Raw genomic sequence first — 15,204 nt, 5'->3', positions numbered from 1 at the left:
TCCGCGAGATACGTAAAACTTTAAATATAAGGTTAACGACAACGTGATCTAACCGCCTCAACGGCAACAATTTTCCAGCCCATTCATTAACGCGTTGGCGACGGAAATCGCCTAGTTTTTTCGGCGATCAGCACAAGGAGTTTCAAATTGGTACGCGGTGAAAGCGGCATTGCCTTCTCAATGCCGGGCGGCGATGCGTCGGGACCGGCCCGTTCGCGCCCAGTGGATCTGGCCCATCTGGCCCGTCAGACTATGGGCGATCGCGCCCTCGAACAGGAGGTATTGGCGCTGTTCGTACAGCAGGCGCTTTCCGTCCGCGACAGAATAGTCGATGCCGATGTCAGGGAGCGACTGCTACTGGCGCATGGGCTGAAAGGTTCGGCGCGCGGGGTCGGCGCCTTTGCCATCGCCGACTGCGCCACCTCGATCGAACAGCAGCCGGAAGATGCGCGCATCCTCAAGCGCCTCGGCACCCTGATCGAGGAAGTGCGCGATTTCATCGCCGCCATCAGCCGGTAATGGCTGCCGCTCGGCAGCGGCCACCGGGATGAATCGACGGGGCCAGGGCGTGCTTTGGCCAGCTTTCCGAAAAAACGTCACAAAGCGGCGCTTTCGCGCCGCAGTTGACTTGTCCGGTGGAGTGATTATCTCGGCTGGGACTCCCTTCAGGTGATAAATGACCAAGCTGACCTTCATTGCCCATGACGGCACTCCTTTCGATGTCGAGGCCGAAAACGGCTCGACCGTCATGGAGAATGCGATCCGTAGCGCGGTGCCGGGCATCGAGGCAGAATGCGGCGGCGCCTGCGCCTGCGCGACCTGCCATGTCTATGTCGACGAAGCCTGGACGGCCGAGGTCGGCGAGCCGGAGGCGATGGAAGAGGACATGCTGGACTTTGCCTATGACGTCCAGCCGAACTCGCGCCTGTCCTGCCAGATCAAGGTGCGCGACGCGCTTGACGGCCTCGTCGTGCGCGTGCCGGCTCGCCAGGGTTGATCTCCCGTACCATCTGATTTTTCCCGCCGCCGCTTGGCAGCGGGCCAATGCTCATGCAGTCTCGCGCCAGTTTCGCCCCAGTCTGACAATGAGGCTCGCCTGGCATGACCGATGTAATCAAGACGGACGCACTCATCGTCGGGGCGGGGCCGGTCGGCCTGTTCGCGGTGTTCGAACTCGGCCTCTTCGACATGAAGTGCCATCTGATCGATATCCTCGACCGGCCCGGCGGCCAATGCGCCGAACTCTATCCGGAAAAGCCGATCTACGACATTCCAGGCTGGCCCTCGATCTCGGCGCAAGGGCTGGTCGACAGACTGCTGGAGCAGATTCACCCGTTCAAGCCGGATTTTACCTTCAACCGCATGGTCTCCAGCCTGGAAAAGCTGGACGACGGCTCATTTCGGGTCACCACCGACGAGAACGAGGTGTTCGAAGCCAAGGTGGTGGTGATCGCCGCCGGTGGCGGCTCGTTCCAGCCCAAACGGCCGCCCATTCCCGGCATCGAGGCCTATGAGGGCAGGAGCGTCTTCTATTCGGTGCGCCGTATGGAGGAATTCCGCGGCCACGACCTCGTCATCGTCGGCGGCGGCGATTCCGCACTCGACTGGACGCTGAACCTGCAGCCGGTGGCAAAAAGCGTGACACTGGTCCACCGGCGCGCGGAATTCAGGGCGGCGCCCGACAGCGTCAACAAGATGTATGCCATGCAGGAGATGAAGCAGCTGGAGTTCCGGGTCGGCCAGGTGAGCGGCCTGACCGGCGCCGACGGCGAGCTGGCCTCTGCTACCATCAAGGGCGGGCCTGACGGCGACATCGAGGTGCCGTGCACGCGCATGCTGCCGTTCTTCGGCCTGACCATGAAGCTCGGCCCGATCGCCGAATGGGGGCTCAACCTTCATGAGAACCTCATTCCGGTCGATACCGAGAAATTCCAGACTTCGGTGCCAGGCATCTTTGCCGTCGGCGACATCAACTGGTACCCAGGCAAGCTGAAGCTGATCCTGTCGGGTTTTCACGAGGTGGCGCTGATGGCGCAGGCCGCCAAGCGCATCATCAGCCCCGGTGAGCGCATCGTCTTCCAGTACACGACGTCGTCGACCAGCCTGCAGAAGAAGCTCGGCGTCGTGGAGTAGGTCCTACAGGGCTTTCCGGATCACTCCACCAGAACGACTGGCGCCTCGGCGTCGTCGCGGCCGCGCAGTGACTTCTCCGGCATCAGCGCCAGCGTCATCAGCGCCAGCACGAGCGTGACGGCCGCGGCAAGGAAGATCATCATGAAGGGCGTCGCCGAGACGATCTGTCCGGCAGCCGGCGCGCCTTCGCCGGCAAGCGGCAGGCCATAGCCGAGCGCGACGGCGCCGAGCATGGCGACGCCGAGCGCGCTGCCCAGCGAACGCAGGAAGGTCAGCACGCCGGTGGCAACGCCGAGATGCGCGCGGTCGACGGCGTTCTGCACCGATACGGTGGCGACCGGGAAGGTGGTGCCGCTTCCAAGGCCGATGCAGATGGTCAAGAGCTCGACCACCAGCAGCGAGGCGCGGCCGGCGACCAGGCTGAGCACGCCAAGGCAGATAATGGCGAAGAGAACGCCGACCATGGCTATACGCTTGTAGTGGAAGAAGCGCGGTATCGTGCGGCCGCTGAAGGTCGCGCCGGCGACCGTTCCGAGCAGCAGGCCGAGCATGGCAAGGCCCGACTGGCTGACCGACAGGCCGATGATCGACTGCAGATAGACCGGCAGATACACCGACAGGCCGATATTGGCGGCCTGCAGCAGGAACATCGACGCCGTGCCGGCAAGCACGATCGGATTGCTCAGCACTTCAAGCGAGATCAGCGGCTCGGCCGCACGCATCAGCCTGAGCGCGAACGCACCCCAGAAGACCGCCGAACAGGCGAGCAGGCCGACGATCTCGCGCGAAGCCCATGGATAGGCGCTGCCGCCCCAGTTGAGGGCCAAAAGCAGCAATGCCGTCGCCACCACCAGAAGCAGCGCGCCCGGCGCGTCGATGCGATGCCGCTTTGCGGCGACCGGCAGTTTGCGCAGCGGCTTGTTGATGATGGCCATGGCCAAGATGCCAAGCGGGATGTTGATCCAGAAGATCAGCGACCAATGGAGATGTTCGGCAAATCCGCCGCCGAGCAAAGGCCCGGCGATGCTGGCGACAGCCCAGGTGCCCGAAATCCAGGCGGCATAGCGCGCGCGTTCGCGCGGCGGCACCAGGTCGCCGATGACGATCTGCGCCAGGGCGAACAGGCCGCCGCCGCCCGCACCCTGGATCGCCCGGCCGATGACCAGCACGAACATGTTGGGGGCCATGGCGCTGACCAGCGATCCCAGAAGGAAGATCAGGATCGCCGCATAGACGGTCGGCCGGCGGCCATAGACGTCGGAAATCTTGCCGTAGAGCGGCGCCATGGCCGTCGCCGTCAGGAGATAGCCGGTCACGATCCACGGCAGGTAGTCGGCATGGCCGAGCGAACGCCCGATGGTCGGCATGGCCGGCGCGACGATTGTCTGGTCGAGCGCCGCCAACAGCATCGACAAAAGGATGCCGGCGATGATGACGTTCTTCTCGCTTTCCGTCAGCGGTGCGGCGGGAGGCAGCCTAGCCGGCTTGTCGACAGCCTGGTCCATATCATTTCATCCATAAAGTTTGAGAGCGATTGCGCGGCGCCAAATGGCCGCTCCGCTACGCGCCGCCTCAATTGGTCTTGATCTGGTGTTTCGAAGCTCGCGCCTTGCCAGCCTGACATATCTTGCGAGCCTGACATATGTCGTCCCGTATAGGCCGATTTCGACCTATGCCCGAAAATTTTCTGGGGCTGGCCTCATGTTTCGGCAGAATTGGCTTCGTATCAGTCCGTGTTTCAGCCGGGCGGAAGCTGGCCCTTCTCGACGCGCTGCATGCGGTAGCGCAGCAGCCGCAGGATGCGGCTTTCGAAATTCACGCCTTCGACGCGGTCGAAGCGCAATTGGTCCTGGTCATGCCTGGCGAGTTCGGCCGCGGTGATCTGCGCCGCCTTCGCCTTGGCCCCGGCGCAGGTCTTTTGCGCAAAGCTCGCGTTCAGCGCGTCTTCGAGCAGACGGCCGTGGTTCTTGGCGATCTCGACATGACGCTCCTCATGGCGCTTGATGTCGGCCGACAGCGTGTCCCAGAACAGCCTGACATCGGGATCGGCCTTGCGCGGCCTGCGCCACTCCGGAAGGATGACCTTGACCTTGACGGTAACGGCGGCCTTGGCGATGCGGCAGGTGTCTGCGGTTTGCGCGTAGCTGATGCGGGTGGTGAACGCCATCTGGGTGGCGCCCGGATGCCGCATCCCGGTGCTTTTCACCTCGGGTCCATGCTTCGACAACTGCGTCTCGATGTCATCGAGCGTGCTGCCGCCGATGGCAAAATAGCTGTAAGTCTTCACCAGATTGGCAGCATTCGCCGGCAGGACGGTCAAAGCCAGCATCAGGGCGCAGAGCAGGGGTCGTTTCATCATGTTGCCTCTTCACTCACCTTGCTTTACGGCCGTTGCCGGCGCAACGGAATTGATCTTCCACCGATCACGCATCGTTGATGGATTGCAAGCGCTCGATGAGCCACATGCCAATGAGCCACATGCCAATGAGACACATGGTTGAAGGACAATGACGACAAGGCGATGGCAACTGGCGCATAAGTGCCATCTCGACCTTGGCGAGAAAGCCATTGTGGTCGGCATTCTCAACGTCACGCCGGACAGTTTTTCGGATGGCGGACTGTTCATCACGCCTGACCAGGCGGTGGCGCAGGCGCACCGCATGGTGGAAGAAGGCGCCGCCGTCGTCGATATCGGCGGGGAATCGACGCGCCCCGGCGCCTCGCCCGTGACGCCTGAAGAAGAGCAGACCCGCATCCTGCCGGTGATCGCAGCACTCGCCGGTTCAGGCGAAGCCCTGATTTCGGTCGACACCTATCGCGAGGAAACCGCGCGCCTCGCCGTCGCCGCCGGCGCGCATATCGTCAACGATGTCTGGGGCTTGCAGCGTGAACCCGGCATCGCCCGCGTCGCCGCCGAGACCGGCGCCGGACTGGTCATCATGCATACCGGGCGCGAGCGGCAAAAACTGCCCGACGTCATCGCCGACCAGTTTTTGTTCCTCAAGGCTTCGCTGGAAGTCGCCAGGCGCAGCGGCGTTGCGGACGATCATATCGTACTCGATGCCGGCTTCGGCTTCGCCAAGGAGACGGCTGAGGAAAACCTCGACCTGATGGCGCGGTTTTCCGAGCTTAAGGAGCTCGGTTTTCCCTTGATGGCCGGCACCTCCAGAAAACGCTTCATCGGCACCGTCACCGGCCGCGAAGCCGGCGCGCGCGCCGCCGGGACGGCAGCCACCAGTGTCATTCTGAGGCTGAAGGGCGCCGATCTGTTTCGCGTCCACGATGTCGCAATCAACGTGGACGCACTGGCGGTCGCCGATGCTATGCTGGCGCGCGAAAAGCCAGGACGCTGAGCCCAGGACACTAAGAAATGTACGTCATCCGCATGAAGAACTGCGCCTTCTTTGCCCGGCACGGCGTGCTGGATGAGGAAGAGGCGCTTGGCCAGCGTTTTTATGTCGATGCCGAGTTGACGGTCGAGCCCAGCCGCCCGCTGGAGGATGATTCCATCGAGGACACCGTCAATTACGGCATCGCCTTCACGGTGATTGAAAAGATCGTCACTGGACATCGCCGCTTCCTGATCGAGGCGCTGGCGCTCGAAGTGGCGAAGGCGCTGACTTCACGGTTCCCGCAGATCAGGAAGGCCGAGATCACCGTGCGCAAGCCCAACGCACCGGTGCCCGGCGTGCTCGATTATGTCGAGGTGACCGTTGTCTGGCCAGAGTAACAATAACACGGTCTATCTCAGCCTTGGCGGCAATCTCGGCGATCCCTCGGCCTCGATGGCGGCGGCGCTGCGCCTGCTAGACGCCGACGAGAACACGCGTGTCATCGCCGTCTCCTCGCTCTATCGCACGCCGCCCTGGGGCAAGCTCGACCAGCCGGATTTCCTCAACGCCGCTGCCGAAATCTCGACCGCGCTGGCGCCAAGGGCGCTGCTCGACCTCTGCCTCGAGGCCGAGCGCAAGCTGAAGCGGGTGCGCGAGGAGCGCTGGGGTCCGCGCCTGATCGACATCGACATATTGGTGTTCGGCGACCGCATCATCCACGAAACCGGGCTGGAAGTGCCGCATCCCCGAATGGTGGAGCGCGCCTTCGTGCTGGCGCCCTTGGCAGAGATCGCGCCGGATCTGGCGGTGGGCGGCAGGAGCGTGACCGAGCGGCTCAGCGCCGTCGATACGTCAGGCATAGAGCGGCTGGCTTCCGGCCGCGATTGGTGGCTGGGTTAACCGGAGAAGCCGCCGCCATCGAGAAATGCCTGTTCGTCCGCCGTCGTCTCGCGGCCAAGCATCTTGTTCCTGTGCGGAAAGCGGCCGAAGCGCTGGATGATGTCGCGGTGCTCGATGGCGTATTTCACATACTCCGGCGCCCTGGCGGTGGTGAGCTCGACCGATCTGTCCTGGTCGGCGGGCAGTTCCGAATGTTCGTAGGGCAGGTACAGGAAGACGCGCAGGTTTTCTTCCAGCGAAAGGTCATGGCCGGCCGCAATCGCCTTGGCGGCAAAGTGCCGTGCCAGCGGATCGGTGGCGTACATATGGCCTGAGCCGCGAAAGCAGTTGCGCGGAAACTGGTCGAGCAGGATCATCAGCGCCAGCGAACCCTCGGCATGCTCCGACCATGCGTCGCACTCGCGCCGCGCGGCGGCAAAGTGCAGGTCGAGAAACCTGCTGCGGAAATCCGCGTCGAAGACGTCGTTCTTCTCGAACCACGCGTCTTCGCCGGCCTCGCGCCAGAATTTGGTGACGGCGAGCGCGCGCTCATCCGATGCGGTCATCAGCTTTCCCCCTGATCGGCGGGCTCGGGCTTGTGCAGCACGCCGGCCGTCTCTTCGTTCAGCGCCTGGCCGGGCCGGCGCGGTTGCGTCAGCGGCGTCGGGATCGGCGTGCCGGTATTGCCCCTGAGGAAACGTTGCCCGGCGCGGACGCCTTCGGCCAGCTGCGTCTCCAGTCGGGCATTGTCGCGCCGTCGCACATCCTCGATGACATCGGCGACATCTTCCGGCTCAACGCCCAAAACCTCGAGCGCGGAACCGCCGAAGACGAGGGCCGATTCGAAGGTCTCGCGCAGCTGGAAGTCGACCCCGGCGCGGATGAGCGACAGCGCGGTGCCGCGATCGTACGCGCGTGCCAGGACGGTCAGCAGCGGGAACTCCGCCTTGATCAGTTCCGCCATGCGCACCGTGGCGTCCGGCTTGTCGACGCAGATCAGCACGGCGCGCGCGCGGCCTGCACCTGCGGCGCGCAGAATGTCGAGCCGCGTGCCGTCGCCATAGTAGACCTTGAAGCCGAAATCGGCGGCCGCCTGTATCATTTCGACATCATTGTCGATGATCGACACATCGATGCCGCGCAACAAAAGCGGCTGGCTCGCGATCTGGCCGAAACGGCCGAAGCCGATGACCAGCACGCTGCCGGTAAGGCCGTCGGCGATGTCGACGCCTTCAAGCGACTGCTCGTCGCGCGGCGTCAAATATTTGAGCGCAATGATGGCCAGCGGCGTCAGCACCATGGAGATGATGATGATAGCGGTCAGCGTTGCGTTGGCCCGGCTGTCGATGATGCCAACCGCCGCCGCGGCCGAATAGAGGACGAAGGCGAATTCGCCGCCTTGCGCCATGATCACGGCGCGTTCCAGCGCTTCACGATGACCGCTCTTCAGCATGCGGGCGACGAGATAGATGCCGAGCGCATTCATCGCCATGTAGGCGACGACATAGACGGCGATCAGCCGCCAGTTGTCGGCCACCACATGCAGGTCGAGCGACATGCCGACGGCGAGGAAGAACAGGCCAAGCAGGATGCCGCGGAATGGCTCGACGTCGGCCTCCAGCTGGTGGCGGAAGGTCGATTCCGACAACAGCACGCCGGCCAGGAAGGCGCCCATCGCCATCGAGAGGCCGGAAAGCTGCATAACCAGCGCCGACCCCAGCACGACCAGAAGTGCTGCCGCCGTCATGACTTCGCGCGCCTTGGCGTCGGCCAGGATGCGGAAGAACGGGTTGAGCAGATAGCGGCCGGCCACCACCAGCCCGACGATGGCGCCAAGACCGATGCCGATTTCGGCCAGCCTCTGCTGCAGGGTCATCTCGGCGCCGCCCGGCGCCAGGAAGGCGACCAGCGCCAGAAGCGGCACGATTGCCAGATCCTCGAGCAGCAGGATGGACACGATGCGCTGGCCCTTGGGGCTGGCCATCTCGCCACGCTCTTCGAGAAGCTGCATGACGATCGCCGTCGAGGTCAGGACGAAGCCGGCGCCGGCAACGAAGGATTGCGCGATCGGAAAGCCGCCGGCGAGACCAACACCGGTAAGCAGCAATGCGCAGACGCCGACCTGCAGCGCGCCGAGGCCGAAAATCTCGCGGCGCAGGCCCCATAGCCGCGACGGCTGCATCTCCAGCCCGATGATGAACAGGAACATGACCACGCCGAGTTCGGCGACATGCAGGATGGCTTCCGATTCGGAAAAAATGCCAATACCGAACGGGCCGATGACCACGCCCGCGGCGAGATAGCCGAGGATCGAGCCCAGCCCCATGCGTTTGAAGATCGGAACGGCGACGACGCCTGCGGCAAGCAGCGCCACCACCTGAATGAGATCGCTGCCCGATGCTTCCGCTGCCATGCCTCTTGTCCCTGTGTCCGACAGCACTCCTTGCATGCACTGGGAGCGGGAGGCAAGGGCGGGAAGCCTGCCAGAATGGGTAGGGTGCCGTGGCAGCGATTCCCCGGTGGAACAACAGTCTGCGCTTGCCTGTCGGACGGCCGGTATCTATATCTGGCAAATGCCTGATTATTCGTCCCGGCCGTCGCCGCTGCCACATATCCCGATGGATGCGCTCAGCGAAGTTCTGCAAGACTTTCGCTTGAGTGGTGTCAACTATGGCCGCTGCGAACTCCGGCACCCATGGAGCATAGACTTTCCGCAACAACAACTGCTTCGTTTTCACTTTGTCGGCCAGGGTCCATGCTGGATTCACACCGAAGCGCAAGGCTGGCAGGAGTTGCGCGATGGCGATCTGGTGCTGCTGCCGCAAGGCATCGCCCATCGGCTGGCGAGTGCGCCGGACGTGGTGGGCGATTCGCTCGAGGGCTGCCAGGTGATCAAGTTGGGCGGCAACGTTTGCGAAGTGATACGGCAGGGAACGGGCGCGACAAGCACCCTTTTCTGCGGCTCCATGTCTCTCGGCTCCTATGCGCTCAATCCGTTGATCACGTTGATGCCGCCTCTCATCAAGGGTTGCGACGTGGCCGGCAATGACCCGATGGTCGGCCCTTTGCTGGCGGCCATGACGGTGGAGGCCGCGCAACCGCAGATGGGCAGCGCCACCATCCTGTCGCGTATGGCGGATTTGCTGACAGCCAGGCTCATACGCTGCTGGGTCAATTGCAACGGCGCCTCGACCATCGGTTGGCTTGCAGCCATCCGCGACCCCCATATAGGGCGCGCTCTGGCGGCCATGCATCGCGATCCCGGCCACAACTGGACGCTGGGAAGCCTGGCCGGCGTGGCAGGCCAATCGCGTTCGATTTTCGCCGAGCGCTTCAGCGCGGTATTGGGTGAGGGCGCCGCACATTATCTCGCCCGCCTGCGCATGCAGCTTGCCCGCGAATTGCTGGGCCAAAACGGCTTGTCTGTTGCCGAAGTCGCTACCCGTTTGGGCTATGATTCCGAGGCGTCCTTCGCCCGCGCGTTCAAGCGCATCACCAATGTCTCGCCAGGCGTTGTGCGCCGCACAATTCCCGGACGAATGGATATGAATTTCGGATTTTACGGTACATAACATCCGGGCGGACTCGCCTATCTAAGATCTCCAAACTGTGGAGATCTTCCCGTGACTGACACAACATTACAGCTTGAAGACGCCGCCATTGGCCTTGATGCCGATGCACCAGCCGCGTGGAGCGCGGCCACCTGGTTCGCGGTCCTTTCATTGGCGGCCACCAGCTTTGCCCTGGTGTCTGCCGAATTCTTGCCGGCAGGTCTGTTGACGCCGATGGCGCGCGATCTCGGCATCAGCGAGGGAACGGCCGGACAGGTCGTCACCGCCACCGCTTCCGTTGGCGCCGTGACGGCCATGTTGAGCAATGTTCTCATCGGTCGATTGAACCGCAAGGCGGTGCTGGTTGGCCTCATGGCCCTGGCGGTCGGTTCCAATATTCTTGCGGCGCTGGCGCCCAATTTCTGGCTGCTGTTGCTGGGCCGGGCCGGGTTGGGGATCGCTCTTAGCGCTTTCTGGGCACTTTCCGTTGCCGTCGTGGCGCGGCTGGTTGGCGCCAATGCGACAGGTCGCGGCATGGCGATCGTGACCCTCGGCGTCTCGCTCGCCACCATTGCCGCGCCGTCGATGGGTGCGTTGATCAGTGACTGGCTGGGATGGCGCAGCGCCATGGCCATGACGGCGGGGCTGGCCGCGCTTGCCATGCTGCTGCAGCTTCTCAGCCTGCCGACCTTGCCTGCGGCGGCAAGCAACAGCCTTGCAGACGTCTTTCGGCTGACACGGCGGCGTGGCATCCAACTCGGCATGCTTGCCATTGTTCTGCTGATGACCGGGCATTTTGCCGGCTCGGTCTATGTGCGCCCGTTCCTCGAACAGGTGACGCTCCTCACAACCGGGCCGATTGCCCTGGCGCTGCTCGGGTTCGGCATCGCCGCTGTGATCGGCAATATTGCCGGTGGTCGCCTGGCCGACACCAACATCCACATGGCCCTCGCAGTAACCGCCGCGTTGATGGCGTTTGCGGCACTCGCTTTGGTGCTTTGGGGCGCGCAAACCGGCGTTGCCTTCGGCTTTGTTACGCTGTGGGGCTTCGCCTTCGGCATGGCGCCGGTGGTGCTGCCGACCAATATGTCTCGCGCGGCACCTGATGCGCTGGAAGCAGCAGGCAGCCTGATGGTCACTTCCTTCCAGGTTGCCATCACCGTCGGTGCGGTTGTCGGCGGCTATGTCGTGGACACCTATGGCGCTACGGGACCTTTGACCCTAACCGCCGTCCTTGCCGCGGCGACGGCCGCACTGGCGCTGCTGCAGCCTCGTGGCTGAAACCTCGCTTCGTCTGACACGGGCGGCCTCAATCAGGCCGTCCGCGCCGTTGCAGCAGCGCTGCACAGGTTTATGCGCCGCACACGTTGCGTTTTGCCGCAATCGGCGGCTATGGGACGCCAGGCTTCGGCCGTTGGAAGGCAGCGACGATCAAGTTCTGCCTTCGTGAGGAGAATGACTGACATGAAGAAGTTTTTGCTCGTCGGCGTGGGTGTCGCCATGCTTGCCGCATCGGCCTGTTCGAAGGCGCCTGAATGCACGCAGGAGATCGCGGCCAAGAAGGCGCAGGAGATGACCGCCGCGCTGCAGGAAGCGATCACCAAGGATCCGACCAAGGCCGCCGACCTGACCGCCAAGGTGCAGGCTGTGACGACCAAATATCAGGGCGCCACCACGCCGGCCGACGCCTGCAAGGCCTATGACGATCTGACGGCCGCCATCAAGGGCTGATTCTTCGTTCGGAAATTGAGGAAGGCGGTGGCTCGAGTAGCCGCCGCCTTTTTTGCTGGTGTTCTTAAAGCGCATCGCGCTGACACGGAGGACCGCCGGCACGCACAGGACCATGACACGTTGGCCTTGCTGTGGCTTGGGCCATCGGAGACGCTGACATCGTCGGTTGCGCGCCACATGTCCGGTCGCGGCAGAAAGGTGCCGCCCGAGCGGCCCGTGCTTGAGGAGCGCCAACCTGGCCGCAAGGTGGCGTGTCCTTCCCGACATCGAGCTGAGCGGAACAGCTCAGCTAACGCGCAGTGCAACCCCGTTCCGCGCTTTTTTCGGGGAACCGCTTGAGAGTCAGTTTTTGGCGATGGAGCCGACTTCGACGGCGTCGACGCGCTTGAGGCTCATGCCGATGACCGGCACCAGCTGCTGGTCGACGCGCACGGCGATGGTCACCGTCATCGAATTGTCGTCGGGAATGCGGGCCTGCATGACGCCGCGCAGCTGGTTGCGGTTGATGGTGAAGACGACTTTGCGGGCATCGACCACGTTGCCGCCGATGATGTCCAGGCCCGACCCCGCGGCGCCGCCCATGAAATTGCCCTTGTAGTCGCGGCCCTTGCGCTCGACGGTCGCCGACATTTTCTGGGTGAAGACACCGACGCGGCAGTCGCCATCGAGCGTCATGCCGGTCTTGTTGTCCGGCGTCGAGCCGTCGAAGCTGCAGGTGAACTTCGTGCCCTTGTATTTGCCGGCGATGATTTCGCCCGGGCCGACCCATTTGCCTTCAACGGTGCGGAAGAACTGCTTGTCGGGCTCCGCTGCAAAGGCTTTCCCGGTCGGGCCCAGAGGTGCTGCAAGCGCGACCAGGGGCAGGACGCAGGACAAGATTACGCTTTTCATAGACGACACCCGGCAACAAGGAGGCTGTTGTTGGACGACCATGAACAAGATTGGTTAATGCTTGGTGACCGCGAGAGGGCGTTCACTTGGTCGAGGCGGGTGCTTCATTCTCTTTTCTGGCCGCAAACGAGGTCAGCGCCGACAGGAAATCGCCCATACCCGGCCGCCTGCCGGCAATGAAGGGCAGGGGCCGCGCCGTCTCCATGGCAGCAATGCCGATACGCGCCGTCATCATGCCGTTGACCACGCCTTCGCCGAGTTTCGCCGAAAGCCGTGCGGCAAGGCCATGGCCGACGATCTGCTGGACAAAGCTGTCGCCGACGGCGATCGAGCCGGTCACCGCCAGATGGGCAAGAACGCTGCGCGCCAGCCGGAAAAAGCCCAGCGTGCCCGGCCTGCCGCCGTAGAGTTCGGACAAGCGGCGGATCAGGCGCCCGGCCTCGAACACGACATAGGCAACGTCTACGAGTGCGCGGGGGCTGACGGCGGTGACCAGCGACACGCGTTTGGCTGCTTCGAGGATCATCACCTTGGCTCTCGCATCGAGCGGCCCGAGAATTTCGGTCTCGGCCAGTCGCACCAGATTGCCGCCATCGATGATCTCGCCGCGCAATTCGGCCAGGGAGCGCCTGCCGGCCGCGGTTTCGGGTTTCGCAGCGACAAAGGCCGAAAGCTCTTCGACGACGGCCCTTGCAGCCTTCGGATCGTCGCGGGCCACGGCATCGAGCGCCCGCTTTTGCAGTTTTTCGACCTCGGCCAGCCGGGCGATAGCCAGGAATTCGCGCACCAGCACGACTGCGAGGGCCAACACGGCAATTGCGGCCATTCCCGCTGCCAGCCACCCCAGCCACTCTGCGCGCTCGAACAGGTCGCGGATGAGCTGGTCGGTCCACAGGCCGACGGCGAGCGAAACCAGCACGCCGACCGCGCCGAAAAACAGGCTGGCAAACAGCGAGCGCCTGCGCGGCGCGGTCGCCGGCGGCGGTTCGGCGGCGACAATGTCCGGCTCATCGAAGACATCGATCTCGGCCGGCACGACGACGGTGCGCGGCTTGCGCGGCGGCTCGGCATGGGGGCTGCGCGTTTCCTGCTTCGGTTCGGCCTCCGGCTCGATGCGGAAAGCTGCCGGTCTGCGGGGCGCGGTCATGCCAGATGGTCTCCGATCAGGAACTGCAAGGCGCGGTCGAGCCTGATATGCGGCAGCGACAGCGTGACGCCTTCAGCGGTGCGTTCGAGCTTTGGCGGGCGAAAGCGCACGAAACGGATCGCCGGATCGTCGCTGCTCTGCCGGTGGTCGGCTTCCGAAACGTCGAAAACCGCATCAATTTTCTCCGGCAAGTCCCCGGGAAATATGGCGGTTTCGGCTTTACCATCAAAGGTTTCGCCGTTGATCTTCTCGCCCTTCAGCGGCGTGCCGATGATCACCGGCAGGGTTTCGCGGCCTTGCTTGACCGTGCCTTCGCGCGTCGCGCGCACCGCCGCCATGGCGACCACGTCGACATCGGCGCCGGTGAAATTTGCCCGCGCCACGGCGCGGTCGGCAAGCCGCCGCACGATTGCCTGCAGCCGGTCATGGCTTTCGTGATGCAAATGGTCGGCCTTGGTCGCGGCAACCAGGATGCGGTCGATGCGGCGTGAAAACAGGTCGGTGAGGAAATTGCCTCGGCCAGGACGGAAACAGGAGAGGATTTCGGTCACCGCGCGTTCCAGGTCGGCCATCGCGCCGGGGCCGGCGTTCAGCGCCTGCATGGCGTCGATCACCACGATCTGGCGGTCGAGGCGGGTGATGTGTTCGCGGAAGAACGGTTTCACCACATGCGTCTTGTAGGCCTCGTAGCGGCGCTCCATCATCGCTTGCAGCGAGCCGGAGCGCGGCCGTTTCTCACCCTTGAGCAGCAAGGGCGCGAAGGTCAGCGCCGGCGATCCCTCGAGGTCGCCAGGCATCAGGAAACGGCCGGGCGGCAAGGTCGAAAGCGCCCGCTCGTCGAGCTTGCAGGCCTTGAGGTAGGCGGCAAAACTCTCGGCGAGGCGCCGCGCCGTCATCTCGTCGGCGTCGGCATTGGGGTCGATCCTCGCCGACAGCGCCCGCCAGTCCTGCGACAGGTCGGCCCGCACCGGCAGCATAGCCATCTCAAAAGCTTCATGCGAAAAATCGGCGAAGGATTTGCCGAGCAGCGGCAGGTCGAGCAGCCATTCGCCGGGGTAGTCGACGATGTCGACCGACAATCGGCCGCTGGAAAACATCCGGTTCCAACCGGAGGCAGACTCATATTCGATGGTGAGCCTGAGTTCCGAAATGGCGCGCGTCGAGTCCGGCCAGACACGGTCGTTGACCAGGGCGGAGATATGGTCCTCGTACTGAAAACGCGGCACGGCATCGTCCGGCTGTTCCTCGAGGAAGGCGCGAGCGATCCGTCCCGACTTCTGCGCCTCGAACAGCGGCAGGCGCCCGCCATGGATGAGATTGTGGACGAGAGCCGAGATGAACACCGTCTTGCCGGCCCGGGACAGGCCGGTGACGCCCAGCCGAAGCGACGGCGAAAAAAGCCCGCTCGCACGCCCCGACAGCGTATCCAGGGCAATTCTCGCTTCGTCGGTGAAAGTGGTCAGCGATGATGCCAAAATCTGTTCTCTCAGGCGTGCTCTTGCGCCCGATATAGGCTTTGCGGTTCAAGTTTGAAATGGCG

16 protein-coding genes are annotated in these 15,204 nt (G+C 63.8%); 9 read left to right on the top strand and 7 right to left on the bottom strand.

The window, feature by feature from the left end; translation table 11 throughout:
• Positions 1–180: 180 nt before the first annotated feature.
• The 3 genes from NKL06_RS00250 (at position 181) to NKL06_RS00240 (ending at position 2,133) form a co-directional block, all read left to right on the top strand.
• Positions 181–519, top strand: coding sequence for an Hpt domain-containing protein (locus NKL06_RS00250; RefSeq protein WP_023688665.1), 339 nt, complete (start codon positions 181–183; stop codon positions 517–519).
• Between the two features lie 157 nt (positions 520–676).
• Positions 677–997: a 2Fe-2S iron-sulfur cluster-binding protein gene (locus NKL06_RS00245; RefSeq protein WP_023673507.1), complete on the top strand. Its 321-nt coding sequence runs from the start codon at positions 677–679 to the stop codon at positions 995–997.
• A 104-nt stretch (positions 998–1,101) separates the two neighbouring features.
• A complete protein-coding gene (locus tag NKL06_RS00240) occupies positions 1,102–2,133 on the top strand; it encodes an NAD(P)/FAD-dependent oxidoreductase (RefSeq protein WP_023673506.1) in 1,032 nt (343 codons plus the stop codon).
• A 20-nt stretch (positions 2,134–2,153) separates the two neighbouring features.
• Here NKL06_RS00240 and NKL06_RS00235 read toward each other — a convergent pair whose 3' ends face one another.
• Together NKL06_RS00235 and NKL06_RS00230 are read right to left on the bottom strand one after the other, a co-directional pair.
• Positions 2,154–3,638 carry an MDR family MFS transporter gene (locus tag NKL06_RS00235; RefSeq protein ID WP_023693362.1) on the bottom strand — a complete coding sequence of 495 codons (1,485 nt, stop codon included), beginning with the start codon at positions 3,636–3,638 and terminating at the stop codon, positions 2,154–2,156.
• Between the two features lie 233 nt (positions 3,639–3,871).
• Positions 3,872–4,492: a DUF922 domain-containing Zn-dependent protease gene (locus NKL06_RS00230; RefSeq protein ID WP_031208961.1), complete on the bottom strand. Its 621-nt coding sequence runs from the start codon at positions 4,490–4,492 to the stop codon at positions 3,872–3,874.
• A 148-nt stretch (positions 4,493–4,640) separates the two neighbouring features.
• Between NKL06_RS00230 and folP the strand changes: the two genes are divergently transcribed.
• The 3 genes from folP to folK are packed head-to-tail and all read left to right on the top strand — an operon-like array spanning position 4,641 to position 6,365.
• Positions 4,641–5,486 (top strand): dihydropteroate synthase, encoded by an 846-nt coding sequence (gene folP / locus NKL06_RS00225; protein ID WP_023693364.1) that lies wholly within the window; start codon positions 4,641–4,643, stop codon positions 5,484–5,486.
• Between the two features lie 17 nt (positions 5,487–5,503).
• Positions 5,504–5,863, top strand: coding sequence for a dihydroneopterin aldolase (gene folB, locus NKL06_RS00220; protein WP_023673502.1), 360 nt, complete (start codon positions 5,504–5,506; stop codon positions 5,861–5,863).
• Positions 5,847–6,365 (top strand): 2-amino-4-hydroxy-6-hydroxymethyldihydropteridine diphosphokinase, encoded by a 519-nt coding sequence (gene folK / locus NKL06_RS00215; protein WP_023693365.1) that lies wholly within the window; start codon positions 5,847–5,849, stop codon positions 6,363–6,365. The genes folB and folK overlap by 17 nt, the downstream gene beginning before the upstream one ends.
• Here folK and NKL06_RS00210 read toward each other — a convergent pair.
• Together NKL06_RS00210 and NKL06_RS00205 are read right to left on the bottom strand one after the other, a co-directional pair.
• The gene (locus NKL06_RS00210; protein ID WP_023673500.1) at positions 6,362–6,910 is read right to left on the bottom strand and encodes a DUF924 family protein; all 549 of its coding nucleotides are present in this window, start codon (positions 6,908–6,910) and stop codon (positions 6,362–6,364) included. The genes folK and NKL06_RS00210 overlap by 4 nt on opposite strands.
• On the bottom strand, positions 6,910–8,757 hold the full coding sequence (locus NKL06_RS00205; RefSeq protein WP_023693366.1) for a monovalent cation:proton antiporter-2 (CPA2) family protein: 1,848 nt from the start codon (positions 8,755–8,757) through the stop codon (positions 6,910–6,912). Before NKL06_RS00205 ends, NKL06_RS00210 begins: the two co-directional genes overlap by 1 nt.
• Positions 8,758–8,917: 160 nt before the next feature.
• Between NKL06_RS00205 and NKL06_RS00200 the strand changes: the two genes are divergently transcribed.
• From NKL06_RS00200 to NKL06_RS00190, 3 genes are all read left to right on the top strand, one after another.
• Positions 8,918–9,916, top strand: a complete 999-nt coding sequence (locus tag NKL06_RS00200) for an AraC family transcriptional regulator (RefSeq protein WP_023693367.1) — start codon at positions 8,918–8,920, stop codon at positions 9,914–9,916.
• 51 nt (positions 9,917–9,967) lie between these two features.
• Positions 9,968–11,176, top strand: coding sequence for an MFS transporter (locus tag NKL06_RS00195; protein ID WP_023688655.1), 1,209 nt, complete (start codon positions 9,968–9,970; stop codon positions 11,174–11,176).
• Positions 11,177–11,359: 183 nt separating this feature from the next.
• On the top strand, positions 11,360–11,626 hold the full coding sequence (locus NKL06_RS00190; protein ID WP_023685989.1) for a hypothetical protein: 267 nt from the start codon (positions 11,360–11,362) through the stop codon (positions 11,624–11,626).
• Positions 11,627–11,968: 342 nt separating this feature from the next.
• On the opposite strand, the gene NKL06_RS00185 is transcribed toward NKL06_RS00190, so the two are convergent.
• From NKL06_RS00185 to NKL06_RS00175, 3 genes are all read right to left on the bottom strand, one after another.
• Entirely contained in the window at positions 11,969–12,517 is a 549-nt protein-coding gene (locus NKL06_RS00185) for a hypothetical protein (RefSeq protein WP_023673495.1), read from the bottom strand.
• A gap of 82 nt (positions 12,518–12,599) precedes the next feature.
• Positions 12,600–13,664, bottom strand: a complete 1,065-nt coding sequence (locus NKL06_RS00180) for a YcjF family protein (RefSeq protein ID WP_023693368.1) — start codon at positions 13,662–13,664, stop codon at positions 12,600–12,602.
• Positions 13,661–15,139: a YcjX family GTP-binding protein gene (locus NKL06_RS00175; protein ID WP_023693369.1), complete on the bottom strand. Its 1,479-nt coding sequence runs from the start codon at positions 15,137–15,139 to the stop codon at positions 13,661–13,663. The genes NKL06_RS00180 and NKL06_RS00175 overlap by 4 nt, the downstream gene beginning before the upstream one ends.
• Between the last annotated feature and the right edge of the window lie 65 nt (positions 15,140–15,204).

The organism is Mesorhizobium sp. C268A (assembly GCF_040324475.1).
In the GTDB taxonomy this organism is placed as follows: Bacteria; Pseudomonadota; Alphaproteobacteria; order Rhizobiales; family Rhizobiaceae; genus Mesorhizobium.
Note: the sequence above shows the minus strand (reverse complement) of the source record. Positions and strands in the feature narration are given on the sequence as shown.